22 protein-coding genes are annotated in these 24,734 nt (G+C 71.8%); 5 read left to right on the forward strand and 17 right to left on the reverse strand.

The annotated features are described in order from the left end of the window. Positions 1 to 173: 173 nt before the first annotated feature. The 10 genes from P3T39_RS05540 to P3T39_RS05585 all read right to left on the reverse strand — a co-directional run bounded on the left by P3T39_RS05540 (position 174) and on the right by P3T39_RS05585 (position 9,280). Positions 174 to 731, reverse strand: a complete 558-nt coding sequence (locus P3T39_RS05540) for a 2'-5' RNA ligase family protein (RefSeq protein WP_280696207.1) — start codon at positions 729 to 731, stop codon at positions 174 to 176. Positions 732 to 744: 13 nt separating this feature from the next. Then, positions 745 to 1,782 (reverse strand): tryptophan--tRNA ligase, encoded by a 1,038-nt coding sequence (gene trpS / locus P3T39_RS05545; protein ID WP_280696208.1) that lies wholly within the window; start codon positions 1,780 to 1,782, stop codon positions 745 to 747. A gap of 30 nt (positions 1,783 to 1,812) precedes the next feature. Continuing rightward, positions 1,813 to 3,126, reverse strand: coding sequence for a hemolysin family protein (locus P3T39_RS05550; protein ID WP_280696209.1), 1,314 nt, complete (start codon positions 3,124 to 3,126; stop codon positions 1,813 to 1,815). A 72-nt stretch (positions 3,127 to 3,198) separates the two neighbouring features. After that, on the reverse strand, positions 3,199 to 4,188 hold the full coding sequence (locus tag P3T39_RS05555; protein ID WP_280696210.1) for a malate dehydrogenase: 990 nt from the start codon (positions 4,186 to 4,188) through the stop codon (positions 3,199 to 3,201). Positions 4,189 to 4,281: 93 nt separating this feature from the next. Continuing rightward, positions 4,282 to 4,782: a GtrA family protein gene (locus P3T39_RS05560; protein ID WP_280696211.1), complete on the reverse strand. Its 501-nt coding sequence runs from the start codon at positions 4,780 to 4,782 to the stop codon at positions 4,282 to 4,284. Beyond that, positions 4,779 to 5,789 (reverse strand): decaprenyl-phosphate phosphoribosyltransferase, encoded by a 1,011-nt coding sequence (locus P3T39_RS05565; protein ID WP_280696212.1) that lies wholly within the window; start codon positions 5,787 to 5,789, stop codon positions 4,779 to 4,781. Before P3T39_RS05565 ends, P3T39_RS05560 begins: the two co-directional genes overlap by 4 nt. Further along, the gene (locus tag P3T39_RS05570) at positions 5,786 to 6,322 is read right to left on the reverse strand and encodes a phosphatase PAP2 family protein (RefSeq protein ID WP_280696213.1); all 537 of its coding nucleotides are present in this window, start codon (positions 6,320 to 6,322) and stop codon (positions 5,786 to 5,788) included. The genes P3T39_RS05565 and P3T39_RS05570 overlap by 4 nt, the downstream gene beginning before the upstream one ends. A gap of 59 nt (positions 6,323 to 6,381) precedes the next feature. Then, on the reverse strand, positions 6,382 to 7,587 hold the full coding sequence (locus P3T39_RS05575) for a mannosyltransferase family protein (protein WP_280696214.1): 1,206 nt from the start codon (positions 7,585 to 7,587) through the stop codon (positions 6,382 to 6,384). Positions 7,588 to 8,007: 420 nt separating this feature from the next. Then, on the reverse strand, positions 8,008 to 8,418 hold the full coding sequence (locus tag P3T39_RS05580; RefSeq protein WP_280696215.1) for a DUF3017 domain-containing protein: 411 nt from the start codon (positions 8,416 to 8,418) through the stop codon (positions 8,008 to 8,010). A gap of 4 nt (positions 8,419 to 8,422) precedes the next feature. Continuing rightward, positions 8,423 to 9,280: a bifunctional methylenetetrahydrofolate dehydrogenase/methenyltetrahydrofolate cyclohydrolase gene (locus P3T39_RS05585; protein ID WP_280696216.1), complete on the reverse strand. Its 858-nt coding sequence runs from the start codon at positions 9,278 to 9,280 to the stop codon at positions 8,423 to 8,425. Between the two features lie 267 nt (positions 9,281 to 9,547). Between P3T39_RS05585 and P3T39_RS05590 the strand changes: the two genes are divergently transcribed. The 3 genes from P3T39_RS05590 (at position 9,548) to P3T39_RS05600 (ending at position 11,223) form a co-directional block, all read left to right on the forward strand. Continuing rightward, positions 9,548 to 9,952, forward strand: a complete 405-nt coding sequence (locus P3T39_RS05590; RefSeq protein ID WP_280696217.1) for a hypothetical protein — start codon at positions 9,548 to 9,550, stop codon at positions 9,950 to 9,952. Positions 9,953 to 9,987: 35 nt separating this feature from the next. After that, the gene (locus tag P3T39_RS05595; protein WP_280696218.1) at positions 9,988 to 10,398 is read left to right on the forward strand and encodes a DUF2752 domain-containing protein; all 411 of its coding nucleotides are present in this window, start codon (positions 9,988 to 9,990) and stop codon (positions 10,396 to 10,398) included. A 150-nt stretch (positions 10,399 to 10,548) separates the two neighbouring features. Continuing rightward, positions 10,549 to 11,223, forward strand: a complete 675-nt coding sequence (locus P3T39_RS05600; RefSeq protein WP_280696219.1) for an RDD family protein — start codon at positions 10,549 to 10,551, stop codon at positions 11,221 to 11,223. A 60-nt stretch (positions 11,224 to 11,283) separates the two neighbouring features. Here the strand turns inward: P3T39_RS05600 and purH are convergent, their stop codons facing one another. Beyond that, positions 11,284 to 12,867, reverse strand: a complete 1,584-nt coding sequence (gene purH / locus P3T39_RS05605) for a bifunctional phosphoribosylaminoimidazolecarboxamide formyltransferase/IMP cyclohydrolase (protein ID WP_280696220.1) — start codon at positions 12,865 to 12,867, stop codon at positions 11,284 to 11,286. Further along, positions 12,864 to 13,523 (reverse strand): phosphoribosylglycinamide formyltransferase, encoded by a 660-nt coding sequence (purN, locus tag P3T39_RS05610; protein WP_280696221.1) that lies wholly within the window; start codon positions 13,521 to 13,523, stop codon positions 12,864 to 12,866. Before purN ends, purH begins: the two co-directional genes overlap by 4 nt. Before the next feature lie 498 nt (positions 13,524 to 14,021). On the opposite strand from purN, the gene P3T39_RS05615 reads away from it, so the two are divergent. After that, the gene (locus P3T39_RS05615) at positions 14,022 to 14,630 is read left to right on the forward strand and encodes a hypothetical protein (protein ID WP_280696222.1); all 609 of its coding nucleotides are present in this window, start codon (positions 14,022 to 14,024) and stop codon (positions 14,628 to 14,630) included. 26 nt (positions 14,631 to 14,656) lie between these two features. Here P3T39_RS05615 and P3T39_RS05620 read toward each other — a convergent pair whose 3' ends face one another. Continuing rightward, complete coding sequence (locus P3T39_RS05620) at positions 14,657 to 16,087, reverse strand: DUF6350 family protein (protein ID WP_280696223.1); 1,431 nt, start codon at positions 16,085 to 16,087, stop codon at positions 14,657 to 14,659. A 117-nt stretch (positions 16,088 to 16,204) separates the two neighbouring features. Here P3T39_RS05620 and P3T39_RS05625 point away from each other — a divergent pair, with 117 nt between their 5' ends. Further along, entirely contained in the window at positions 16,205 to 17,923 is a 1,719-nt protein-coding gene (locus tag P3T39_RS05625; RefSeq protein ID WP_280696224.1) for a LuxR C-terminal-related transcriptional regulator, read from the forward strand. Positions 17,924 to 18,041: 118 nt separating this feature from the next. Here the strand turns inward: P3T39_RS05625 and sucD are convergent, their stop codons facing one another. The 4 genes from sucD to P3T39_RS05645 all read right to left on the reverse strand — a co-directional run bounded on the left by sucD (position 18,042) and on the right by P3T39_RS05645 (position 24,729). Then, entirely contained in the window at positions 18,042 to 18,929 is an 888-nt protein-coding gene (gene sucD, locus P3T39_RS05630) for a succinate--CoA ligase subunit alpha (protein ID WP_280696225.1), read from the reverse strand. Between the two features lie 17 nt (positions 18,930 to 18,946). Further along, positions 18,947 to 20,122, reverse strand: coding sequence for an ADP-forming succinate--CoA ligase subunit beta (gene sucC / locus P3T39_RS05635; protein ID WP_280696226.1), 1,176 nt, complete (start codon positions 20,120 to 20,122; stop codon positions 18,947 to 18,949). A 369-nt stretch (positions 20,123 to 20,491) separates the two neighbouring features. Next, positions 20,492 to 21,721: a VWA domain-containing protein gene (locus P3T39_RS05640; RefSeq protein WP_280696227.1), complete on the reverse strand. Its 1,230-nt coding sequence runs from the start codon at positions 21,719 to 21,721 to the stop codon at positions 20,492 to 20,494. A 518-nt stretch (positions 21,722 to 22,239) separates the two neighbouring features. Next, entirely contained in the window at positions 22,240 to 24,729 is a 2,490-nt protein-coding gene (locus tag P3T39_RS05645) for a DUF5682 family protein (RefSeq protein WP_280696228.1), read from the reverse strand. Positions 24,730 to 24,734 lie beyond the last annotated feature (5 nt).

The following is a 24,734-nucleotide window of genomic DNA, read 5'->3' on the forward strand; positions in this document are numbered from 1 at the left end:
CACCGTCGGCCGCAGGCCGGGTGCGACGGCGATCCGGCAGCCCACCAGCGGGTGCGGCATCACGACGTACCGCACCCCGGCCGCCCGCAGCAGCGGGCAAGTTGCACCACCCCTAGGGGCGCGGGGCGCCCCTAGGAGTTGCCCCTTGCCCCTTTGCATCGGCCCCCGGGGGCTCAGCCTCGGCCGAAGGTGTAGCCGCGCCAGGGGCGCCAGACCTCGTCGGCGTCGAAGCGCGAGAGGCAGAAGCCCGGTACGGCGAAGGCCGCGTGGAAGGCACGGGCCTTCTCGTAGGCCCGGTCGAGGATCTCGTCGGCGAGGCCGTGGGCGACCGTGACATGCGGGTGGTAGGGGAAGGCGAGTTCCCTGGCGAGCGGCCCCGAGCGGATGGCGGCCTCCAGGACACGGCACTCCTGGGAGCCCTCCTCGACCCGGATGAAGACCACCGGGGAGACGGGCCGGAAGGTGCCACTGCCCTGAAGCAGCATCCGGAAGGCGGAGTGCTCGATGGCGACCGCGGTCAGGTGCTTCTCGATCTCGGGCAGCCCGGAGGCCCGGACCTCGGTCGGCGGCAGCAGGGTGACGTGGGTCGGTATCGAGCGGGCCAGCGGGTCGCCGTGCCCGTCGCGGGCGTCCTGGACGGCACTGCCGTACGGTTCCGGGACGGTTATGGACACACCGATGGTGACGACCTCGGTCAGGTCGCCACCACCGGGCAGCTCGATCGACGGCATCGGCGGCTGGGACTCAGCGCTTCGGCGCCAGGAAGCCGATGCGGTCGTAGACCGTGGCGAGGGTCTGGGAGGCGACCTCGCGGGCCTTCTCGGCACCGAGTCCGAGGACGCGGTCCAGTTCGGCCGGGTCGTCCAGGTAGGTCTTGGTGCGGGCCTGGAAGGGAGTGACCCACTCGGTGAAGAGCTCGGCCAGCTCGGTCTTCAGGGCGCCGTACATCCTGCCCTCGAAGTGCTCGACCAGCTGCTCGATCGACTGGCCGCTCAGCGCGGAGTGGATGCGCAGCAGGTTGGAGACCCCGGCCTTGTTCTCCTCGTCGTAGGAGACCACGGTGCCGGTGTCGGTGACGGCGCTCTTGAACTTCTTTGCGCTGGCCTTGGGTTCGTCCAGCAGGTTGACCAGGCCCTTGGGCGAGGCGGCCGACTTGCTCATCTTCGCGGTCGGGTCCTGGAGGTCCAGGATCTTGGCCGTCTCCTTGAGGATGTACGGCTTCGGCACGGTGAAGGTGGGCGCGTAGCGGGTGTTGAAGCGCTCGGCGAGGTCGCGGGTGAGCTCCAGGTGCTGGCGCTGGTCCTCGCCGACCGGGACGGCGTCGGCCTGGTAGAGCAGGATGTCGGCGATCTGGAGGATCGGGTAGGTGAAGAGGCCGACCGAGGTGCGGTCGCTGCCCTGCTTGGCGGACTTGTCCTTGAACTGGGTCATCCGGGCGGCCTCGCCGAAGCCGGTGAGGCAGTTCATCACCCAGCCGAGCTGGGCGTGCTCGGGCACGTGCGACTGCACGAACAGGGTGCAGCGCTCGGGGTCGAGACCGGCGCCGAGCAGCTGGGCCGCCGAGATCCGGGTGTTCTGGCGAAGTGTCGCCGGATCCTGCTCGACGGTGATCGCATGCAGGTCGACGACCATGTAGAAGGCGTCGTTCTCCTCCTGGAGGGAGACCCACTGGCGCACCGCGCCCAGGTAGTTGCCCAGGTGGAAGGAGCCCGAGGTGGGCTGGATGCCGGAGAGCACCCGGGGACGGTCCTTCACCGGACCGGTGACCGCTGCGTTGACCATGGGTGCCATTGTTCCAGCTCCACCGACCGGTCAGGAAACGTCTTGGCTCGGAGGTTCGGACAGTGTGACAGCACTCACCTTGATGCGTTCGATCCGGCGGCCGTCGAGCTTGGCCACGGTGAGCCGTACGCCGTGCTCGGTGACGGTCTGGTCACCCGCTCTCGGCAGCCGTCCGAGTGCGCTCACCAGGTATCCGGCGACGGTCTCGTACGGGCCCTCGGGGAGGGTGACGCCGGTCTCCTCGGCGAAGTCGGCGAGGTTGAGCAGCCCGTCCAGCTCCATGCCGCCGCCGGCCAGCCGGCGGGTGGCGGTGGTGTCCTGGGCGTCGTACTCGTCGCGGATCTCGCCGATCACCTCCTCGACCAGGTCCTCCAGGGTGACGATCCCGGCCGTGCCGCCGTACTCGTCCACCACGATGGCCAGGTGGTGGCCCTCGCGGCGCATCTCGCTCATCGCCTCCAGCACCCGTTTGGTGGCGGGCAGCAGCTTGACCGGCCGGGCGAGGTCGCGGATCCGTACCGCCTGCCCGCCGCGCGGCCCGTACAGGTCGCGGACGTGGACGAAGCCGACCACGGCGTCGTAGGAGCCCTCGACCACCGGGTAGCGGGAGTGCGGGGAGGAGCTGGTCTCCTCACGGACCTCGGTGAGCACCCGGTCGGCGTCCAGGAAGGTGACCTCGGTGCGCGGCACCATCACCTCGCGCAGCTGGCGCTCCCCGGCCGCGAAGACGTCGGCGATCAGGGCGCGTTCGTCGCTGCCGAGTTCGGTGTTGGCCGCGACCAGGCCGCGCAGCTCCTCCGAACTCATGCTGCCTCGCCCGGCCTTGGGGTCACCGCCGAGCAGCCGCACCATCACGTTGGTGGAGACCCCGAGCAGCCAGATCACCGGGCGCAGGACGACGGACATCACATCGACCACGGGCGCGGCCAGCACCGCGATGGAGTCGGCGCGCTGAAGGCCGATCCGCTTGGGGGTCAACTCGCCCAGCACCAGCGAGGCGTAGCTGATCACCAGGGTGAGCCCGACCAGGGCGACGGCGTCCGCGACACCGGTGGTGAGACCGAGGCCGACGAAGAACGGGGTGGCCTTCCCGGCCAGGGTGTCGGCGCCGAAGGCGGCGGAGAGGAAGCCCATGCAGGTCACGCCGACCTGGACGGCGGCCAGGAAGCGGTTGGGGTCGGCGGCGAGGTGCGCGGCGCGGGCGGCGCCTCGGGTGCCGCGGGCCTCCAACTCCCGGATCTGGCCCTCGCGCAGCGAGATCAGTGAGATCTCGGCGACGTTGAACAGGCCGCCCAGCATGATGAAGACCAGGACGAGGGCGGCGTCCTGCAGGGTTTCACTCACGGTGGGCCAGTGTAAGGCTGCGGCCGGGCCCCTTTCGGATGCCCGGCCGCAGCCTTCGGTTCAGCGTTCGGCTCAGATCAGGCCGAGGGCCTGGACCGCGTCGCGCTCCTCGACCAGCTCGGCGACGGAGGCGTCGATCCGCTTGCGGGAGAACTCGTTGATCTCCAGGCCCTGGACGATCTCGAACTTGCCGTCCTTGGTGGTGACCGGGAAGGAGGAGATGATGCCCGGCTCCACGCCGTAGGAGCCGTCGGAGACGATGCCCATGGAGGTCCAGTCGCCCTCGGCGGTGCCGTTGACCCAGGTGTGGACGTGGTCGATGGCGGCGTTGGCGGCCGAGGCGGCGGAGGAGGCGCCACGGGCGTCGATGATGGCCGCACCGCGCTTGGCGACGGTCGGGATGAACTCCTCGGCCAGCCACTTCTCGTCGTTGACGGCCTCGGCGGCGTTCTTGCCCACGACCTCGGCGTGGAAGATGTCCGGGTACTGGGTGGCCGAGTGGTTGCCCCAGATGGTGAGCTTCTTGATCTCGTTGACGGTGACGCCGAGCTTCTTGGCGAGCTGGGCGATCGCGCGGTTGTGGTCCAGGCGGGTCATCGCGGTGAAGCGGTCGGCCGGGACGTCCGGGGCGTGGCGCTGGGCGATCAGGGCGTTGGTGTTGGCCGGGTTGCCGACCACCAGGACCTTGATGTCGTCCGCGGCGTTGTCGTTGATGGCCTTGCCCTGCGGGCCGAAGATGCCACCGTTGGCCTGGAGCAGGTCGCCGCGCTCCATGCCGGCGGTACGCGGGCGGGCGCCGACCAGCAGCGCGACGTTCGCACCGTCGAAGGCGACGTCGGCGTTGTCGGTGATGGTGATGTCGCGCAGCAGCGGGAAGGCGCAGTCGTCCAGCTCCATCGCGGTGCCCTCGGCGGCCTTGACGCCCTGCGGGATCTCCAGCAGGCGCAGGTTCACCGGCACATCCGCGCCGAGCAGGTGGCCCGAGGCGATGCGGAAGAGCAGCGCGTAGCCGATCTGGCCGGCCGCTCCGGTGACGGTGACATTGACGGGGGTGCGAGTCATTTCTACCTTCTCCAGCAAATCGCCAGTGCCCCAGGCACGTCGGCGCGCCGGAGCCGAGGATGATCTCTCGACATCGAGAGAACTGGCGTCAGGTTATCGCAAGGCTGCCGCTTCGGTGTCGGCGGGAGCCTCCGTTTCCGGGAAAGCCTCCGCCCTCGGGAGAGCCTCCGTCTCCGGGAAGACGAGAGTCCTGGTGCCCCAGAAACGGAACATGGTCGCCAGGGCCATCCCGACCAGGCTGCCGGAGACCAGGTCCGCCGTGGCACTGGTGAAGCCCAGGACGGACCGGGAGATGCCCAGGCAGGCCAGCTGGATCAGGGCGCCGCCGATGTTCACGGTGACGAACAGCAGGGTCTCGCGGCCGATCCGGCCGTCGGCCCGGCCGCCCACCCGGTCGCGGTACGTCCACCAGCGGTTGCCCAGGTAGGCGACCAGGATCGAGGCGGCGAGCGAGATCACCTTCGCGGGGATCGACCCGATGCCGGCCTGCTGGCGCAGCAGCAGGAAGAGCAGGACGTCGGTGGCGAATCCGGCGCCGCCGACCACCCCGAACTTCGTCAACTCGGGCAGCAGGGCGCGCAGTTTCGCGTTCACAGTCCGACGACCGAGAAGGCGTAGAGGATCCCCCAGACCAGGCCGAGGCCGAGCAGGGCGCGGTCCTTGAGGACGACGTCCTCGGGCGCTCCGGCCGTACCGCGGTCCGCGAACAGCGCGTAGCGCAGTATCGCGAAGACGAACGGGACGATCGAGAGCTGCCGCCACAGGGTGTCCTGGTTGACCGGGTCGGCCAGCGCCCACAGGCAGTACGCCAGCACCGCGATGCTCGCCGAGGCCTGCCAGACGAAACGGAGGTAGCTGGTGCTGTAGGAGGCGAGCAGCTTGCGCGACTCCGCCGCCTGGTCACCCATCAGCACGAGCTCCGAGTAGCGCTTGGCGGCGACCATGAAGAGCGAGCCGAAGCCGGTGGTGATGAGGAACCAGCGGGACAGCGGAATGCCCGCCGCGACGCCGCCGATCATCGCGCGCAGCACGAAGCCGGAGGTGACGAAGGCCAGGTCGGCGACCAGGGCGTGCTTCAGCTTGGTGCAGTACAGCAGCTGCATGGCCAGGTAGGTGCCGAGCACGATGGCGGTGCCGACGTTGCACAGCAGCAGCGCGCCGGCCAGGGCGCCGAGTCCGAGCACCGCACCGGCCGCGTAGGCGACGCGCAGCGGGACGATGCCCGCCGCGATCGGCCGGTTGCGCTTGACCGGGTGGGCCCGGTCGGCCTCGACGTCGAGCGCGTCGTTGATGAAGTAGATCCCCGAGGCGGCGGCGCAGAACAGGACGAAGACGACAGCGGCCTGCTTGAGCACCGACCCGTCGTCCAGCAGGCCGGCCGCACCGGGCGCGGCCAGTACGAGGACGTTCTTCACCCACTGACGCGGGCGGGCGTTGCGCAGCAGCCCTGCGGGCAGGGCGCCGAGGCGGAACCGGGCGGGCCGGAACGGCGCCTCGGCGGCCTCGTTGGCCTCGCTGGCCTCGTCACCGACGGTGGCTTCCTCGACCGGGGCACTCTCATCGGCTGCGGCGGTGTGCTTCGCTACGGCGGTGTCGGTCATCGGTCCCGTCCTCCGGCTGCTATCCACTTCCGGCCGAGCCGGGCCAGGCCGGCGCCCATCGCGGCGCCGCCGACGATGTCGCTCGGGTAGTGCACACCGACCACGATGCGGGAGAAGCACATCGCGGCGGCGGCGGCCGGGGCCAGCGCGGAGGCGGGCATGAGCGGTGCGAAGGCGACCGCGGCTGCGGCCGAGGAGGCAGCGTGCGAGCTGGGGAAGCTGTGCTTGCCCGCCGTCTGCACCAGCGGCTCCAGGCCGGGGCCGTGCGGCCGGGGCCGGCGGACGACCCGCTTGACGACCATGCTGGCGGCGTGTGCGCCGGCGACGGCGGCGGTGGCGCGCAGCCACTGCCCGCGGCGCTCCGTGTCGACGACGGCTCCCGCCAGACCGATCGCGAGCCAGCCGGCGGCGTGCTCACCGCAGAAGGACAGGGCACGACTGGCCTGGACGGAGCGCTGGTCCTTGAAGCGTCCGCGCACGGCGAGCGAGATCCGCCGGTCGGCGTTCGCCACGGCACCGCTCAGGTCAGGCATGGGGAGTTGTCCTCTCGGAAGGCGTACGACGAAGTCGGCGGCCGCGGCGGGGCCTGCGGCTACGGGGCCATGTTGGCGTGCAGCACGAGCCAGCCGGCGTACCAGCCGGAGGCCACCCCGAGCGTCAGCAGCACCGTGATCCTGGTCGAGAGCCGGGACTTGGCGAGACCGTACGCAAGGGGGATCAGCAGGGGGAAGACCGGCATCAGATAGCGCGGGATGGTGCCGGCCCAGTGGTGGACTCCGAGCACCAGCACCAGCGAGGCCAGGCCGTAGGAGAGCAGGACCAGCGGGAGGCGCTCACGGAGCATCAGGAAGGTCAGTCCGGGCACGGCCAGCAGGCAGACCGCGGTCACCACGATCAGGAGGTAGAGCCCACCGGTCGCCGGGAGCACGCCCATCAGCGTGTTCCAGGTGGTCTTCCCGCCGTCGAAGGTCTCGCCCCAGATGTTCTTCTGGATCACGAAGTAGGTGTCCACCCGCCCGTACCGCACGGCGAGGTAGCCGAAGTACGAGAGCAGGCCGAGCGGCGCGAGCACCATCGCTGCCACCGGGCGCCAGCCGTCGGTGCGCCGGAAGAGCGCGACCAGGGCGGCCAGGCCGACGGCACCGATCACGGAGGCGGCGGTCGGCCTGGTCAGGCCGCAGACGATGCAGATCAGTCCGGCGGTCACCCAGCGGTGCCGCAGCCCTGCGTACAGCGCCCAGACGGCCAGAGCCATGAAGAGCGACTCGGTGTAGACGGCCTGCTGGACACCGGCGGCGGGGAAGACGGCCCAGAGGCCGGCGAGGACGACACCGGTCCTGGCGTCGCGCAGGTGGCTGCCGATCTTGAACAGGCCCCAGGCGGCCGCGAGAGCGGCCACGCAGGAGATCACCACCCCGGCGGTGGTCACGCTGACGCCGGGGAGCAGCGCGAGCCAGCGCATCAGGAGCGGGTAGAGCGGGAAGAACGCCTGGGTCGTGGAGGTCAGCGGCCGGCCCGGCTCCGGGGTGGTGTACAGCTCACTCGGGTAGCCGTGCCGCGCGATGTCGTTGTAGAACTCCGAGTCCCACTGGGTACCGAAGTTGTGCAGCGGGTCGACCTTGGCCTGGGCGGCGAGCCAGAAGAAGACCAGCAGGCTCATCACCCGCAGACCGGCGTACACGGCCAGGGCGGGCGCGGCGGCGCGCAGTTGCCGGACGAGCCGGGCGCTCGGGCCGGCGGCGGACGCACGGGGCCCGGCGACCCGGGTGGCGGGCGCCTGCTCTACTGCTGAGGTCATGAGTGGGTCCTGGGGTTGGGCGGATGTCGCGCTCGACGCGCTCCGAGCGCCCCAGGCGACTCGTCCTCCCGGGGAATGGGCGCCGCCCCTCGGTCACACCGCGAGACCGCACCGCAGGGCCGATGAAGCGACCCGACGGAGTATAGTCGCCCGCCTCTCACCCGGCCGATACCGCGTACGCACACTTTGCGCGAACCACGGCGACGTCCCACAGCGGCGGCGAGGGCCCCGTACGCATGCGTACCGGGCCCTCGGCCACTGCCGGTACGACCCGGCCGGCCGGGCGGCGCCACTCCGCCGAGCCCCTACTGCTTGATCGCGTCGGCCTGCTCGATCACGTCGACGGCGTCGACGGGTACTGCGGTGCCCGGGGCAGCCGGGCACCGTCAGCGAGCCTCCCGCGCCGGTCGGCGCGGTCGGTCAGTGGCGCTGGCGGCCGATGAGCTGGCCGATGTTGTCCAGCACCGACAGGTGCAGCCACGGGTCCGGCTGCGCGACCAGGGTGAGCAGCACGATCACACCGCCCAGGAAGGCCAGCACGCTGATGTCGGTGAACCGGCTGCGCACCGCCAGCATGCCGACCTCCGGCAGGGTCAGCCGCAGCACGGCCCCCAGCAGCAGCGAGCAGCCGACCGTCAGCAGACCCGGCTTGAAGTCACCGAACCAGGTGATGGCGAGCCCGAGGCAGGCCACCCCCAGAACCAGCGTTATCGGCCACTGCCGGACCGGCAGGACGTGGCTGCGGCCGAGCGCCGCCGCCGAGCCCTCCGGCGGCAGCGTGCCCGTGGTCTTCACCGGCCGCCGACGCGACCGGCTCACCTTGATGGCCATCGGCTCAGCGACCGGCGCGGCGCTCGGCCGCCTCGACGATGTTGTTGAGCAGCATCGCGCGGGTCATCGGGCCGACACCGCCGGGGTTCGGGGAGATCCAGGCGGCCACCTCGGCCACCTCGGGGTCGACATCTCCGACGATCTTGCCTTCGCCGTTCCGGCTGACACCCACGTCCAGCACGGCCGCGCCCGGCTTGACGTCCTGCGGCTTGACCAGGTGCGGCACACCGGCAGCGGCCACGATGATGTCGGCCTTGCGCAGGTGGTAGGCCAGATCACGGGTGCCGGTGTGGCAGAGGGTGACGGTGGCGTTCTCGCTCTTGCGCGTGAGCAGCAGGCCGATCGAACGGCCCACGGTGATACCGCGGCCGAGTACGACCACCTCGGCGCCGTTGATCTCGACCTTGTGGCGGCGCAGCAGCTCGACGATGCCGAGCGGGGTGCAGGGCAGCGGGCCCTCGATGCCCAGCGCCAGGCGGCCCAGCGAGGTGGGGTGCAGGCCGTCGGCGTCCTTGTCCGGGTCCATCAGCTCCAGGACGGGGTTCTGGTCGAGTCCCTTGGGCAGCGGCAGCTGGACGATGTAGCCGGTGCAGGCCGGGTCGGCGTTGAGCTCGCGGACGACGTTCTCCACGTCCTCCTGGGTGGCGGTCGCGGGCAGCTCGCGCTGGATGGAGGCGATGCCGACCTCCGCACAGTCCTTGTGCTTGCCGTTGACGTACCAACGGCTGCCCGGGTCGTCGCCGACCAGGACGGTACCGAGGCCGGGGACGATGCCCCGCTCCTTGAGGGCCGCGACGCGCACGGCCAGTTCGGACTTGATCGCGGCGGCGGTGGCCTTGCCATCGAGAATCTGGGCAGTCATGGCCCCATTCTCCTGGATCCGTCGGGGTGCCCTCGTCGCCGAGCGCATCGAGCGCGGGACGGCGGCGCCGTATGTGCCGATCCGGAATACGGATTGTGGGCTTCGGGTTGCGGTTGCGCCACAGTTGGGCGCCCGGACCAGCCTCGGCTGGACACCGCCGCGCGGCCCGGTTGACGATAGGAGCCTTGTAATCCCCGACGTCCGTCGGCTGCGTCCGGTGACGGGCCGTCGGAGACAACAACGGGGAGACCCCGGGGGAAGAGACAAGTGAGCAATCCGTATCAGACACCGCCGCCCGGTCCGTACGGCGGTCACGGCCAGCAGCAGCCGTACGGTGCACCGCAGTACCAGCAGCCGCCGCAGCAGCCCGGTTACGGCTACCCGCAGCAGCCGCAACCGTTCATGGCCCCGCCGCCCGCTCCCCTCGCGCCGCAGCCGAACTCGCTGGCCACCGCCTCGGTCGCGCTCGGTTTCGTCGCGGTGCTGCTCAGCTTCTTCCTGTACGGAGGCGTCCTCGGGCTGATCGGACTCGGCATCGGCATCGGCGGGTTGAACCGCTCGGGCACCACCGGCATCGGCCGCAACGCCTCACTCGGCGGCATCGTGCTCAACACCCTGGCCCTGCTGATCTCCATCGCGCTCGTCGTCCTGCTCGTGGTCAGCGCCGGTTGACCGTGGCCGTATCAGCTACGAGCGTCGCGGGCCTGGTGAACGGCTTGACGGGCCGTTGGCACCAGTCCGCCGACCGGCTCTCTGGCGCCGTGCTTCGGGTGGTGCTGCGCGTCGGCGGCGTTGCCGCGGCCGCACTGGCGGTGGCCGGGCTGCACGATGCGCACGACCCCGGTGCTCTCTGCCTGCTGCGCCGGTTCACCGGCATTCCGTGCCCGGCCTGCGGCAGCACCACGGTCTTCATCGAGGCCGGCCACGGGCACTGGTCGGCCGCCCTGGCCGCGAACCCGGTCACGGTGGTGGCCGCCGTCGGACTGCTGGCCGCGCCGCTCGGCCCCGGCCGCTGGTGGTGGCAACTGCCGGACAGGCGCCGGAATCTCCTGCTGGGCGCCGCCTTAACGGTCGCCTGGGCATGGCAGTTGTGCCGATTCGGCATCATCCGCCCCTGAACTCCGCGGATCTCTGGCGGCTTTGACCCTGTCTCGGTGTCAGGCCGGTCCGCTAGTGTCCCACCCGGTCGGCACGCTCAACTGCCCGTCCGTCCACGGGATTCGTCCCCGTACCACCCGTCCCACGTCCCATCCTGCTCGGAGGCATCCATGAGCTACCCGCCCGACCCGAACAACCCGTACGGCCAGCAGCCCCCGCCGCAGCCCGGCTACGGCTACCCGCAGCAGCAGCCCCCGCAGCCGGGTTACGGCTACCCGCAGCAGCAGCCCCCGGCCCCCGGCTACGGCGCCCCGCAGGGCTACGGCATCCCGCCGCAGCCGGGCCCGCCGTACGGCAACGCGGCCTATGTTCAGCCGTTCTACGCCGGTTGGGGTTCGCGCGTGGTCGCGCGCATCATCGACCAGTTCACCATCTTCCTGATCCCCGGCATCGTGCTGGGCATCGGCTACAGCAAGATGATCAGCCAGACGGTGCAGACCATCAACACCGCCGGCACCTACGGCACCACCCCCGCGACCACCACCACCAGCAGCAGCGGCTCGGTCTTCTTCCTGCTCGGCGGTGTGCTGCAGCTGGCCGCGCTCCTGCTGTTCGCCTACCTGCAGGGCACCAAGGGCCAGAGCCTGGGCCAGCGGGCGGTCAACATCCGCCTGGTGCGCGAGACCGACGGCCAGCCGATGGGCTTCGGCATGGCCTTCGTCCGCCAGATCTGCCACGTCCTGGACAGCATCTGCTGCATCGGCTACCTGTGGCCGCTGTGGGACGCGAAGAAGCAGACCTTTGCCGACAAGGTCATGAACACCGTGGTCGTCAAGGCCCAGTGAGCCAAGCCCGAGGGCCCGTACTTCCTGCGAAGTACGGGCCCTCGGCGTTCGCTCGTCCGATCAGTGGAAGAAGTGGCGGGTGCCGGTCAGGTACATCGTCACCCCGGCCGCGGCGGCGGCCGCGACCACCTCTTCGTCGCGCACCGAACCACCGGGCTGCACAACGGCCTTGACGCCGCCGTCGATCAGCACCTGCAGGCCGTCCGGGAACGGGAAGAACGCGTCGGACGCTGCGTAGGAGCCCTGCGAGCGCTCACCGGCCCGCGCCACCGCCAGCTTGGCGGAGTCGACCCGGTTCACCTGGCCCATGCCGACGCCGACCGAGGCGCTGTCCTTGGCGAGCAGGATCGCGTTCGACTTGACGGCCCGGCAGGCCCGCCAGGCGAAGGCCAGCTCGGCCAGCTCGGCCTCCGACAGGGCCTCACCGGTGGCCAGCGTCCAGTTCGCCGGGTCGTCGCCCTCGGCGTGGATCCGGTCGGTCTCCTGAAGCAGCACGCCGCCGGAGATCGGACGGGCCTCCTTGCGGTTGCACGGAGCCTCGGGGGCGCGCAGCACCCGGATGTTCTTCTTGCGGGCCAGCACCTCGACCGCACCGTCCTCGTACGCCGGGGCGACGACGACCTCGGTGAAGATCTCGGCGATCTGCCCGGCCAGTTCGAGGGTGACCGGGCGGTTGACCGCGATCACACCGCCGTAGGCGGAGAGCGGGTCGCAGGCGTGCGCCTTGCGGTGCGCCTCGGCGACGTCCTTGCCGGTGGCGATGCCGCACGGGTTGGCGTGCTTGATGATCGCGACGGCCGGCTCGGCGTGGTCGTACGCGGCCCGGCGGGCGGCGTCGGTGTCCACGTAGTTGTTGTAGGACATCTCCTTGCCGTGCAGCTGCTCGGCGCCGGCCAGGCCACCCGTGCCGTCGGAGTAGAGGGCCGCGCCCTGGTGCGGGTTCTCGCCGTAGCGGAGCACGTTCTGGCGCTCGTAACCGGCGCCGAGGAAGGCCGGGAACGCGTCCTCGGTCTCGGTGTAGCCCGAGGTCTCGAACCAGTTGGCCACGGCCACGTCGTACGCGGCGGTGTGCGCGAAGGCGGTGGCCGCGAGGCGCTTGCGGGTCAGCAGGTCGAAGCCGCCCGAGGCGACGGCACCCAGCACGTCGGCGTAGCGGGCCGGGTCCACGACCACGGCGACCGAGGGGTGGTTCTTGGCGGCGGCGCGAACCATCGACGGGCCGCCGATGTCGATCTGCTCGACACACTCGTCCGGGGTCGCGCCGGAGGCGACGGTGGCCTTGAACGGGTAGAGGTTCACCACGACCAGGTCGAAGGGCTCGACGCCCAGGTCGGCCAGCTGCGCACGGTGCGACTCAAGGCGCAGATCGGCGAGCACACCGGCGTGCACGCGGGGGTGCAGCGTCTTCACGCGCCCGTCCAGGCACTCCGGGAAACCGGTCAGCTCCGAGACCTCGGTGACCGGGACACCGGCGGCGGCGATCCGCCCGGCGGTGGAACCGGTGGAGACGATGACGACCCCGGCGGCGTGCAGGCCCTGGGCCAGCTCCTCCAGACCGGTCTTGTCGTACACGCTGATCAGGGCGCGGCGGATCGGCCGGACGTTCTCGGAGACAGGGGGCGTGGTGCTGGAGGCGGCGCTCATGCCGGGATCCATACCTTTCGGTCCTCGATGCGGTGACCTTCGCGGGCCAGGCGGCCCACGACGTCGACGAGCAGGGTGCGCTCGACAGTCTTGATGCGCTCGTGCAGCGCGTCGCCGCCATCGGCGTGGTCGGCGTCCTCGATCTCGACGACGCCCTGCGCGATGATCGGCCCGGTGTCCACACCGGCGTCGACCAGGTGGACGGTGCAGCCGGTGACCTTCACCCCGTACGCGAGCGCGTCGGTGACACCGTGGGCGCCGGGGAAGGACGGCAGCAGGGCGGGATGGGTGTTGACGATCCGTCCGGCGAAGGCCGCCAGGAACTCGGCGCCGAGGATCTTCATGAATCCGGCCGAGACCACCAGGTCGGGTCTGTGGGCGGCGACCGAGGCGGTCAGCGCGCGGTCCCAGCCGGCCCGGTCGGGGTGGTCCTGGACCCGGTGGACGAAGGTCGGGATACCCGCCTGTTCGGCACGCTTGAGGCCTGCGATGGCGGTCCGGTCGGCACCGACGGCGACGATCTCGGCCCCGAAGGCCGGATCGGCGGCGGCGTCGATCAGCGCCTGGAGGTTGGTGCCGGAGCCTGAGACCAGGACCACCAGACGGGCCGGTCCCGACGTGCGCGGCGGAAAGACTTGGGCGGAAGCAGCGGCCACTGCGCGAATCTCCGTACGTCTTTGCGCCCGCTGGTACATCCACCGTCGGTGGGGCCACTACGGGCGGCGAACAGGTCAAAGCCGAATGTCGGGGTGCCGGGACATACGCTGCACTGCGGGCCCGGGAACCGTTCTGAGCTGCTGACCGTCACCACGATAACGGCTGGTCGGAGGCCACCCGTACGCACCTGGCGGCGCTACGCGCGTAGTTGAGACGGGGATCTCTCGTCGGCCATGCACTCCCCGGGGGCGCGGGGCCCCGGGTGGTTGCGTGGCCGATCGGGTTCGGTGTGCCCCTGGGCAGTACATGGTCCTGTGCCCCTGGGCAGTGCATCGTTGCAGTCTGCGGAGATACCCGCGGGAAGGGAGCGATGGTCCAGGTCGGCAGGGCGGCGTACGGCCCACAGCGACCTGCGGGATCATTGGTTGCGCGGACCCGCACCGAACGGGTACCGACACCCGCACCGATCGCACCGACGAGAAGGAATGGCTGACCCGATGAGCAGCGGCGACGACACCGGCGAGCGCAACCCCTTCGCGCCCCCGCCTGCGGGTGCCCCCGATCAGCCGTGGCAGCCGCGCACCCCGCAGCAGCCCCCGGCCGCCCCCGAGGACGAGGACGAGCGGGCCGCCGTACCGCCGCCGCACCCCTGGAGCCCGCACTACCAGGGCGGCTGGTCCGCACCGCAGCAGCCGAAGTTCGACCCGAACGACCCCGTTCAGCGCCGTTCCCGCTACGCCCTCGCCGCAGGCATGGGCGCCCTGTTCTGCCTGGTCACCGGGATCGCGTACGTCTCCCTGCTGCTCGGCGCGCTCGCCCTCTACTGGGGCGTCAGCGCGCTGCGCTCCCCCCGGCAGAGCGCCACCGAGGGCACACCGGCCCCGGTCGGCCCGACGCCGGTCCGCCCGCAGACCCCGGCGGCGGTGGGCGGCCTGGTGACGGGGGGCGTCGCGGTGCTCTTCGTCCTCGGCTTCCTCGGCGTCAACCTCTACTACAACGACTACGTGACCTGCGTGAACGACTCCCTCACGGCGGAGGCGCAGCAGGGTTGCAGCCCCCTCGGCCCGAAGATGCTGGTCGACCTGTACAACGGCGCCAACCAGTAGCAGATCTTCGCCACCGCCGAGCCGCGTCAGTCCCGGGCGCGCTTCCAGGGGGGCTGGAGGTCGGCGGCCCGGGTGAGGGTGCGATGGAGGGCGGCCCGGCTCCGGACGGTGCGACGGTTGGCCAGGGAGGTGAACCGCTCCCACCAGGCGGGTGCACCGGCGCGGGTGAGCCACCAGCGGCTCAGTAGCGCGCCCGGGAGGGTAACCGCTGCCAGCCAGCCCGCGGCGGCCGGTCCGGCCAGCCAGGGGGCCGGGCCGAGCTCGGACATCCGTCCGCCCGCGAGCGCACCACCCGCCAGCCAGGCACAGAGCGCCGCCGCGAGACCGGTCGGCAACGCGCTGCCTAGCACGGCGAACGCCGTTGCCGCCGGGTGCCACGGTCGGCCGTCGGCCGCCTCGGCATCCGACGGTTCGCCAGATTCCTCCTCCCGCGCGGCCGGGAGCCGCTCCCCGGCTGCCGCTCGGCCGATCAGCAGCGACGGCACCAGGCCCGCGAGGAGCGGCAGCGCGCAGGCCGCCGCCCGCCACCCGGGAGGGCCGGCATCGGGCAGCAGCGCGAAGAGCGGGAAGTCGGGCAGCGGTCCGAGCCGGGTACCGGTGGGCGCGACCGCCGTACCGGTACCCACCGCGAAGCCGGTCCCGAGCGCGTACGAGGCCGACCACAGGACCGCGTTGGGCAGCAGCAGAAGGCAGACGACGAGCAGCCCCGCATAGCCGGCCGCGCTCTGGTCCAGAGTCCTGGCGGATCTTCCGGCCGCGCCGAGGCCGACCAGCAGGGCGGCGATCAGCACCAGCCCCCCCACCGCCACCAGACCGAGGCCCCCGGCCGCGGCGGCACGCCGTACGGCCGGGCCGCCGCCGGTCGGCCTGGCCCACTCGGGGAGCCGGGTCCACAGCCGTGCGACGGAGTGCACCGCCCACTGCGGCCGCCGGCCGTTCCCGGGGCGCGCCCCCTCCGCCAGCGCGCCGCCCCACAGGGCGGCGGCGACCAGTGCCGCGACAGCGAGCAGATCGAGCAACGGGCGGGCCCGGAAGGGCCCTTCGCTCGTACACGCGGCCACCACGGCCACCGCGACGGCCAGATAGCCGGCGCACACCGCCGGCAGTGCTCGCCACTGAACGGGCTCGCGCCGCCCCACACCCGCCCCCGTCCGGAAGAGCAGCACTGCGGTGAACAGGGTCGGCAGCAGCGGCGTGAGCGTCACGGGAGACGTCTGATCGGCGCCGGTCAGCGGTGCGCCGTGACCGAGCAGCCAGAGCGCGCAGACGAGCCGCCCCGCGCCGGAGGCGGTGTCGTTCGCGTACGGGGTGCACACCCAGAGCCCGAGGACGGGAAGGCCGACCCCGGCGAGGGTGAGCAGTGCCGTCCGTACGCCGGCGAGCAGGTCAGCGAGGACCGAACGGGTGCCCAATTCGCCCGGCACGCCCAGAATCGGACGACCCATCAGCTGCGTCATGGGCTTCATGCTCCCAAGGTCACCCGTTGCGCCACGTCAAGCGGCAAAATCTCGCCGTGTCCCGGATTATTTGCTTATGTGCCAATCCCGAACGCGCGTCAGCGGCCAGGTGGTGCGGTGACGACAACACCTACAGCGGCACGCAGGTACCCGGAGGCGGCCAGGCTGCTCCGGGCGCTGTCGCCGCGTGAGGCCCAGGTTCTGGCCCGGCTCGCGGCCGGTGAGGACCTCCGGGCCATCGCCCAGAAACTCGGCATCGCCCCCAACACGGCCCGCAGCCATCTGTACCGGGCCATGCGGAAGCTGGGCGTGCGCACCAGGGCGGAGGCAGCCGCTCAGGCGACCGTGCTCAACGCCTCCGTTCCGACAGCACTGGCCGCGCTGGCAGCACCGGGAGCACCGACTCCGCCCGCCGCCCAGTCGCCACTCGCCTCCTCCGGCCCGGAGCCGACCGCGCCGGAGGAGGCGAGTGACGCGGAGGACACGAGCACTGCGGAGCCTGCGAGCGGCGCAGAAGACGTGGCGAGTGCCGAAGAGGGCCCTGAGCTCCCCGGGACCGCCAAAGGCCCCAAGGCGTCCGGGGCGTCCGGGGCGTCTGGGGCGTCCGGGGCGTCCAGGGCGTCCAAGGCGTCTGGGGCGTCCAGGGCGTCCAGGGCGCTGAAGGACGCGAACGGCATCCTGCTCGACCCGCTCGACGGACCGTCGATCCCGGCGCGGCTCGTCTTCGCCGACCTCGATGCGCTGTGCGCCGCCGTGCACACCCGGCTGGTGCAGCAGACCTTCCTGCTCATCGCCTGCCGCCACCGTGCCGTGCATGCCGTTCACCTGGCGCTCGGCGCCGCCGGTCGCAACTGGCGCGAGGTGTCGGTGCTCCCGGACCCCGAGGGCTGGGTCCGCGCGTACGCCTTCGAGGCGGCGCTCTCCCCCTGGCGCCGGGGCGGTCCCCGGCGTACGCATCCGTGGCGTCTGCCGCGCCGTCGGATCAAGGTCCACCCGGCGCGCCAGGAGCAGCAACGCTCCACCGAGCAGGAGCGGCTGACGTCCCGCGACAAGGCGTTGCTGAAGGCCCTTCGACGGCTCTCCCGACCCCAGCGGCATGCACTGGTGCTGCACGACTTGCTGGGACTGCCCGTGGCCGAGCTGGCGGCGGAGGTGGAGTCGAGTTCGGCCGCGGCCCAGGGGCGGGTGCTCACGGCCCGCGTGGCGCTCTCGCGGTCCGTACCCGATCTGGTGGGGCAGGACCCTGCGGCACCGGGCTTCGGAGAGCAGCTGGGCGCCCTGCTGCACCGGGCGGCAGTGCACGGCTGCCCGGCGCCGCACCGTCCCTCGACGCTGCGGCTGAAGGTGCAGAACAGGCTGCGCAGCGGCCTGTTGACGGCTTCCGCCACGACGGTGGTCGTGGCGATGGGCGGCGCGATCGTGGTGACTGCCGCCGGCTTCGGTCCGTCACGGCTGTTCCGGCCGCCTGCACCGGTACCGCCACCGCTCTGCACGGGTGTGGGCAGCGGGAGCGCGGGTCCGGCCCTCCCGGTCGGCGAGCCCGGACTGCACACCGCGTGGTGCGGCCCGACGCCGGGCCGTCCGCTGCCGCTGGTCGCGCCTCCCCCGCTGCGGGTCCGCCCGCCGAGGGTTCCGCCGGTGGCCGTGCCGCTCCAGCCTCCGGTCCGTCCTTCACAGAGAGTGCCGAGCGCTCCGGGCAACGAGTCGGCTCAGCAGGCGCAGCCGACACCGCCGGTCGCCGTCCCGTCCGCGGCGTGCCCGCCGCTGCGGCTCTGCCCGACCCCCTCGCCCTCCGGCCTGCCCGCGCCGTTCTGGTACTCCGACTGGGACGGCTGACGGCCGGTGGCAGAGCGCGGGAACGCCGGAGGCGCCCCCGCCGGGACCGGTGGTCCTTGGCGGGGGCGCCTCTGTGCGTGCTCGACTACGGCCTAACGGCCGGCGTCGGCCGCGCGGCTCACTTGGCGGCGAAGAGCTCGCGGGCCAGGCGGGCGGTCTCGGACGGCGTCTTGCCGACCTTGACACCGGCGGCCTCCAGGGCCTCCTTCTTCGCCTGGGCGGTGCCCGAGGAACCGGAGACGATGGCGCCGGCGTGGCCCATGGTCTTGCCCTCGGGGGCGGTGAAGCCCGCGACGTAGCCGACGACCGGCTTGGTGACGTGCTCGGCGATGTAGGCCGCGGCACGCTCCTCGGCGTCGCCACCGATCTCACCGATCATGACGATGAGCTCGGTCTCCGGGTCCTCCTGGAACGCCTTGAGGGCGTCGATGTGGGTGGTACCGATGACCGGGTCACCGCCGATGCCCACGGCCGAGGAGAAGCCGATGTCACGCAGCTCGTACATGAGCTGGTAGGTCAGCGTGCCGGACTTGGAGACCAGGCCGATCTTGCCGGCCTTGGTGATGTCCGCCGGGATGATGCCCGCGTTGGACTGTCCGGGGGAGATCAGGCCGGGGCAGTTCGGGCCGATGATCTGGGTCTTGTTGCCCTTGGCACCGGCGTACGCCCAGAAGGCGGCCGAGTCGTGGACCGGGACACCCTCGGTGATGACGACCGCGAGGCCGATCCCGGCGTCGATCGCCTCGACGACGGCGTCCTTGGTGAACTTCGGCGGCACGAAGATGACGGTGACATCGGCACCGGTCTTCTCGATGGCCTCGGCGACGGTGCCGAAGACGGGCACCTCGGTGCCGTCGACGTCAACCGTGGTGCCGGCCTTGCGCGGGTTCACGCCACCGACGATCTGGGTGCCCGAGGCGAGCATGCGGCGGGTGTGCTTCATGCCCTCGGAGCCGGTCATGCCCTGGACGATGACCTTGCTGTCCTTGGTAAGGAAGATAGCCATGGTGTTAGTCCCCTTCCTTACTTGGCGTTCGCGAGCTCGGCGGCGCGGTCGGCCGCACCGTCCATGGTGTCCACCTGCTCGACCAGCGGGTGGTTGGCGTCGGTCAGGATCTTGCGACCCAGCTCGGCGTTGTTGCCGTCCAGACGGACGACGAGCGGCTTGGTGACCTGCTCGCCCTTCTCCTCGAGGAGGGCCAGGGCCTGCACGATGCCGTTGGCGACCGCGTCACAGGCGGTGATGCCACCGAAGACGTTGACGAAGACCGACTTGACGTCGGTGTCGCCCAGGATGATCTCCAGGCCGTTCGCCATCACCTCGGCGGACGCACCGCCACCGATGTCGAGGAAGTTGGCGGGCTTGACGCCACCGTGCTTCTCACCGGCGTAGGCGACCACGTCGAGGGTGCTCATGACGAGACCCGCGCCGTTGCCGATGATGCCGACCTCACCGTCGAGCTTGACGTAGTTGAGGCCCTTGGCCTTGGCAGCGGCCTCCAGCGGGTTGGCGGCGGCCTTGTCCTCGAGCGCCTCGTGCTCCGGCTGACGGAACTCTGCGTTCTCGTCCAGGGAGACCTTGCCGTCAAGCGCGATGATCTTGCCGTCGCCGGACTTGATCAGCGGGTTGACCTCGACGAGGAGCGCGTCCTCGGCGATGAAGACCTTCCAGAGCTTCTGCAGCACGTCGGCGACCTGGTCGGCGACCTCGGCCGGGAACTTCGCCGCGGCAACGATCTCGGCGGCCTTCTCCGGGGTGCAGCCCTCGTTGGCGTCGACCGGGATCTTGGCCAGCGCGTCCGGGTTCTCCTCGGCGACGACCTCGATCTCCACGCCGCCCTCGACGCTGGCCATGGCCAGGAAGGTGCGGTTGGTGCGGTCCAGCAGGAACGAGACGTAGTACTCGTCCTTGATGTCCGCGGTCTGGGCCAGCATCACCTTGTGAACGGTGTGGCCCTTGATGTCCATACCGAGGATCGCCTCGGCCTTGGCGACAGCGTCCGCCGGGTCGGAGGCGAGCTTGACGCCACCGGCCTTGCCTCGGCCACCGACCTTCACCTGAGCCTTGACGACGGCGCGGCCGCCGAAGCGCTCCGCGATCGCGCGGGCAGCTTCCGGGGTCTCGATGACATCGCCGTCAAGCACGGGCACGCCGTGCTTGGCGAAGAGGTCCCTCGCCTGGTACTCGAACAGGTCCACGTGTGTTCGTCCTTGTTCGTGGTCGCGGATTGTGTCTCTACGAGCGTGCCACGGCAGGATCTTCGCTGCGGGTCGTCGGGGCTGGGCAGGTACGCAGATGTACGGCCTTGCGGCCTGCGGAGCCTCGGGCGCACCGTCAATCAACACGCGCGTCACGTCCGTCTGGCAGGTTATCCCCGTGGGGCGGCCCTGTTTCGCCCCGGGCCCCGTCCGCTTTGGTGAGAACCGTCACAACGGGCGTATCCGAGCTTGTCGTGCGCCCCAGCTCACACGGGGTACGCAGGTCGGGTGAAGACGGGCCGGATCTCGCGGCCGGAGGTGTGAAGGAGAGGTGATTCCGTCAGTTCCGCACTCCGTCTCCCCGGGTTGTCAGCACTGCTCCGGTACGGGCAGCGGGCGCTTCTCGATCGCGGCGGCCATGATCTCCGGGAAGACGTCCGGCGTGCAGGCGAAGGCCGGGGCCCCGAGTTCGGCCAGGGCGGCGGCGTGCGCGTGGTCGTATGCCGGGGCGCCCTCGTCCGAGAGCGCGAGGAGGGCGATGAACTGGATGCCTGCGGCCTTCATCGCGGCCACCCGCTTGAGCATCTCGTTGCGGATACCGCCCTCGTAGAGGTCGCTGATCAGCACCACGATGGTCTCGGACGGGCGGGTGATCTTCGACTGGCAGTAGGCGAGGGCACGGTTGATGTCCGTGCCGCCGCCGAGCTGGGTGGCGAACAGGACGTCCACCGGATCGCTCAGCTGCTCGGTCAGGTCGACCACCGAGGTGTCGAAGACGACCAGCCGGGTGTCCAGGCTCTTCATCGAGGCCAGCACCGCCCCGAACACCGCCGAGTGCACCACCGACGGTGCCATCGAACCCGACTGGTCGATACAGAGGATGACGTCCTTCTTCACCGCCCGCTGGGCCCGGGCGTACCCGATCAGGCGCTCGGGGACGACCGTGCCCCGGCCGCCCGGGCCGGCCTCGGGCAGGTAGTTCTTCAGGTTGGCCCGAATGGTGCGGTCCCAGTCGATGTCGCGGTGGCGCGGCCGGTTGACCCGGGCGCTGCGGTCCAACGCGCCACCGAGCGTCGCCCGGGTGCGGTCCGCCAGACGGCGCTCCAGCTCCGCGACCACCTTGCCGACCACCATCCGGGCCGTCTCCCGGGTGGTCTCGGGCAGGGCGTGCTTCAGTGAGAGCAGCGTGCCGACCAGATGGACGTCCGGCTCGACCGCCTCCAGCATCTCCGGCTCCAGGAGCAGCCGGTCGAGGCGGAGGCGGGTGATCGCGTCCTGCTGCATCAGCTGGACCACGGAGGTCGGGAAGTACTCCCGGATGTCCCCCAGCCAGCGGGCCACCTGCGGTGCCGAGCCGCCGAGACCCGCGCTGCGCGAGCCCTGGCGCCTGCCGTCCGCCGCCGGGTCGGCCGCACCCCGGTAGAGCGCGGCCAGCGCACCGTCGATCGCTGCGTCCCGGCCGGTGAGGCGGCAGCCGGTGCCGTCCGACTCGCCGCCGAGGACGAGCCGCCAACGGCGCAGCCGCTCGGCGGCGGCGTCCGTGCCTGCGGCCGGGAGGGTGGTGGGGTCGGTTGCGGTGGGGCCGGTTGCGGTGGGCATCTCGATCTCCTCGTCTGGAGAGCTCTCGGGTCGGACGCGGGGACGGTTGGGCGGATGGGTGGATGGATGGATGGATGGATGGATGGATGGATGGATGGGTGGGTGGGTGGATGGACCGTTGGGGGCGGTGGGTGTGGGTGGGGTTCGGACGGCGACGGCGGTTGGCTCGGAAGGACAGTTCGACGCCTGACGTCCCGTCTGCCCGGCTCGACCGGCTGACCATCAGCCTCGTGGATGCCACTGACATCGCGGCTCTCGCGGCTCTCGCGACACCGGCGCCCAGACGGCCGTCGGCCGGTCCGGCCGCACCGGCGGCAGAGCCGAAGTCACCGACCAGAGCGGGGCCTTGCCGCCTCGCGGCCACCTGACCGGGCGGGCACAGGCGCCACGATGTGCGCGCGGCACTCGGGGATCGGGTGACGCCGAGCCTGGCAGCTGCGCTCGGCCCGCCCTCGGCCGCCCGCAGGCACCGGCATCGCCGTGCGGTCACCTCGCGGGCCGGGACTGGTGACCTGTCGTCAGGAGGCGCGACGGTCGGACTGGCGGGGGATCCGGGGAGCCGCCTGGGCCTGCCCCGTGGCTGGCAGGCCGAGCAGGAGGGCGAGGGTGGGGAGTGCCGCGTCGGCCCTGGTGTGGTCGATGTCGGCGGTGGCGACGGCCGCCGCCACCGTGGGGGCACCGAGAGGACCGGCGGCGACCCGTTCGCCGACCGTCCGCCGGACGCCCGCCTCCAGCTCGGCGAACGTGCGCCGGAGCAGCGGCAGTACGTCGACGAAGACCTCGCCCGGGACTCCGCTCAGCCATTCGTCGAGCAATCCCAGCAGCCGCGCGTCGTGCAGCAGCAGGGCGCCGCCGCCGGAGAGGAAGCCCTCCACCCAACCGGCCGCGTCCGCCGGGGCGTTGGCCGTCGAGAGGACCAGGCCCATGCGCCGCCCGGCCTCCTCGGAGTCGAACCGTCCGTCGTCCAGCAGCAACCGGACCGCCCGGCCCCGCAACAGCCCCGGCACACCGGTGGCCGGACCGGCCGAGGGCTCGCGGCGGGTGAGCGAGTGCAGCGTCGCCGCCCACCGCCCGGCCAGCGACTCGGCCTCGCCGGGCCTCGCCGGGCCGCCAGCCCCGCCTTCCGCTTCCGCTTCCGCTTCCGCTTCCGAGGCGACCTCAGCCGCCCGCTGTTTCTGTCGCACCGCCGGCTCCAGCAGGCCGACTGCCGCATGGACGGCGTCGAGGCGGGTGCGCATGGTGGCGGCGCCGTCCGCGTCGAGGCCCGTGCAGGCGGGTGGGAGGCCGACGCAGACACGGTCGGCGAGGCCGCGGGCCACGCCGTCCAGCGCGCTGCTGTCCGTGCCGCGCACGTCGCCGTAGCGCAGGGCCCGGACCAGTGCGGGGAGCGCATCGGCGAGGTGGGCGACGTCGGTGTCCAGCGCGGCCCGGTCGGCGAGGACCCGCATCACGGCGGGCAGCGCCGTAGGCAGGCCGGCGAGCAGGCAGTGCTCGACGAGGCCGGTGAGTTCGGCGAGTTCGGCCGTCTTTGCAGCCGCCTCGACGGCCTTGCCGGTCGCGGCCTCCTCGACCGTGGTGCCCCACTGGGCGGCCTCGACGATCCGTACCGCGAACTCCGGCTCCCAGCGCAGCCGCCAGCTCTCCCGGAAGGTGCCGGTGGAGTTGACCGCGGATCGGCTCGGCATGCCCCAGTCGAGGCCCAGCAGCCGCAACCGGTGCAGGAGTTGGGAGCGGGAGACGTCCAGCTCATTGCGCAGATCGAGGTCGAGCAGACGCTCCTCCGCCTCGGGTTTGAGGCGGAGGCTGCGCTGGAGCCTGGCAAGGTCGCGCTGGAGCGGGACGGCGGGCGCCGCGTCGGGCACCTCGCCCAGGGCATCGCCCACCACCAGCCGTTCGTGCACCAGGGCGAGGGCGATGTCGGAGCCGTCACACATGACGGACCGTACGGCGTCAAGGGTCTCGGTGAGCCCGGCGAGCGGGCGGCCGCGCATCACCGCGAGCGTGTCGGCGAGCCGGACGGCCTCGATGACGTGGGCGGAGGAGACCGGGTGGTCCTCGGCGCGGAGCAGCTCGGCGACCCTGGTCATCCAGCGGGCCACCGGCTCGGACCCGGCGGTGAACAGGTGGTGGTACCAGCCGGGCGAGTCGATACCCGCGCCGTAGCCGGTGTGCTGGGAGAGCCTGCGGTGCGTCCAGGGCACCCAGGTGATGTCGGTCTTCACCTTCTTCGGCAGGCCGGCGAGCAGGGCCCGGTCGTGGGCGACCGTCGGCATGGCCCGGAGTGCGGGAACGTGCCAGGCGCCGCAGACCACGGCGATCCGGGTATGCCCGGCCCGGCGGGCGGCGCGGATCTGCTGACGCATGTACGCCTCGCGCAGCTCGTCCCGGCGGCCGACGCCGGCGGCGCGACCACCGTTGTCGGCGCTGTGCTCGCGCAGGGCTGCCATCGCGTCGGCGACGGCCGCGAACGGTGCGAGTGCGTCGGCGCCGGGTACGCGGTGCTCGATCACGTCCTCCCACCAGCGCTCGGGGTCATCGTGCCCGGCGGCTTCGGCGAGCGCGCCGATCGGATCCAGGACGGCCGGCGGCTCGGATTCCGCCTCGGATTCCGCGTCGGATTCCGCGTCGGATTCCGCGTCGGATTCCGGGGAAGTGCCCCCCGGCACTCCCCCGGGAGACCCCGCCAGGGCGAAGGTCTGAGCCGCCGGGAGGTCGATGAAGCGGACCGGGATCTCGTGCTCGACCGCGTGCCGGATGGCGACCCACTCGGGTGAGAAGGCCGCAAAGGGCCAGAACGCGGCCTTGGCCGGGTCGTCGACGGCGTGGGCGAGCAGGGCGACGGGCGGCACCATGTCCTTCTCGCCCGCCAGCATGATGATCTGATCGGCCTCGGGCGGGCCCTCGATCAGTACGGCGTCCGGCCGTAGTTGCTCCAGCGCGGCGGCCACCGCGCGGGCCGATCCCGGCCCGTGGTGACGTACGCCCAGCAAGGTCACCTCGGTACTCATGGTGC

The sequence above is a fragment of the Kitasatospora sp. GP82 genome (genome assembly GCF_029892105.1).
GTDB lineage: Bacteria > Actinomycetota > Actinomycetes > Streptomycetales > Streptomycetaceae > Kitasatospora.

Excerpts from the sequence above, each read along its gene's own strand:
- P3T39_RS05565 (WP_280696212.1), bottom strand. The coding sequence starts at position 5,789 with ATGACCGACACCGCCGTAGCGAAGCACACCGCCGCAGCCGATGAGAGT.
- sucD (WP_280696225.1), bottom strand. The coding sequence starts at position 18,929 with ATGGCTATCTTCCTTACCAAGGACAGCAAGGTCATCGTCCAGGGCATG.
- P3T39_RS05600 (WP_280696219.1), top strand. The coding sequence starts at position 10,549 with ATGAGCTACCCGCCCGACCCGAACAACCCGTACGGCCAGCAGCCCCCG.
- P3T39_RS05620 (WP_280696223.1), bottom strand. The coding sequence starts at position 16,087 with ATGACGCAGCTGATGGGTCGTCCGATTCTGGGCGTGCCGGGCGAATTG.
- P3T39_RS05540 (WP_280696207.1), bottom strand. The coding sequence starts at position 731 with ATGCCGTCGATCGAGCTGCCCGGTGGTGGCGACCTGACCGAGGTCGTC.
- P3T39_RS05570 (WP_280696213.1), bottom strand. The coding sequence starts at position 6,322 with ATGCCTGACCTGAGCGGTGCCGTGGCGAACGCCGACCGGCGGATCTCG.
- P3T39_RS05645 (WP_280696228.1), bottom strand. The coding sequence starts at position 24,729 with ATGAGTACCGAGGTGACCTTGCTGGGCGTACGTCACCACGGGCCGGGA.
- P3T39_RS05580 (WP_280696215.1), bottom strand. The coding sequence starts at position 8,418 with ATGGCCATCAAGGTGAGCCGGTCGCGTCGGCGGCCGGTGAAGACCACG.
- P3T39_RS05640 (WP_280696227.1), bottom strand. The coding sequence starts at position 21,721 with ATGCCCACCGCAACCGGCCCCACCGCAACCGACCCCACCACCCTCCCG.
- purH (WP_280696220.1), bottom strand. The coding sequence starts at position 12,867 with ATGAGCGCCGCCTCCAGCACCACGCCCCCTGTCTCCGAGAACGTCCGG.
- P3T39_RS05575 (WP_280696214.1), bottom strand. The coding sequence starts at position 7,587 with ATGACCTCAGCAGTAGAGCAGGCGCCCGCCACCCGGGTCGCCGGGCCC.
- trpS (WP_280696208.1), bottom strand. The coding sequence starts at position 1,782 with ATGGTCAACGCAGCGGTCACCGGTCCGGTGAAGGACCGTCCCCGGGTG.
- P3T39_RS05585 (WP_280696216.1), bottom strand. The coding sequence starts at position 9,280 with ATGACTGCCCAGATTCTCGATGGCAAGGCCACCGCCGCCGCGATCAAG.
- P3T39_RS05555 (WP_280696210.1), bottom strand. The coding sequence starts at position 4,188 with ATGACTCGCACCCCCGTCAATGTCACCGTCACCGGAGCGGCCGGCCAG.
- P3T39_RS05615 (WP_280696222.1), top strand. The coding sequence starts at position 14,022 with ATGAGCAGCGGCGACGACACCGGCGAGCGCAACCCCTTCGCGCCCCCG.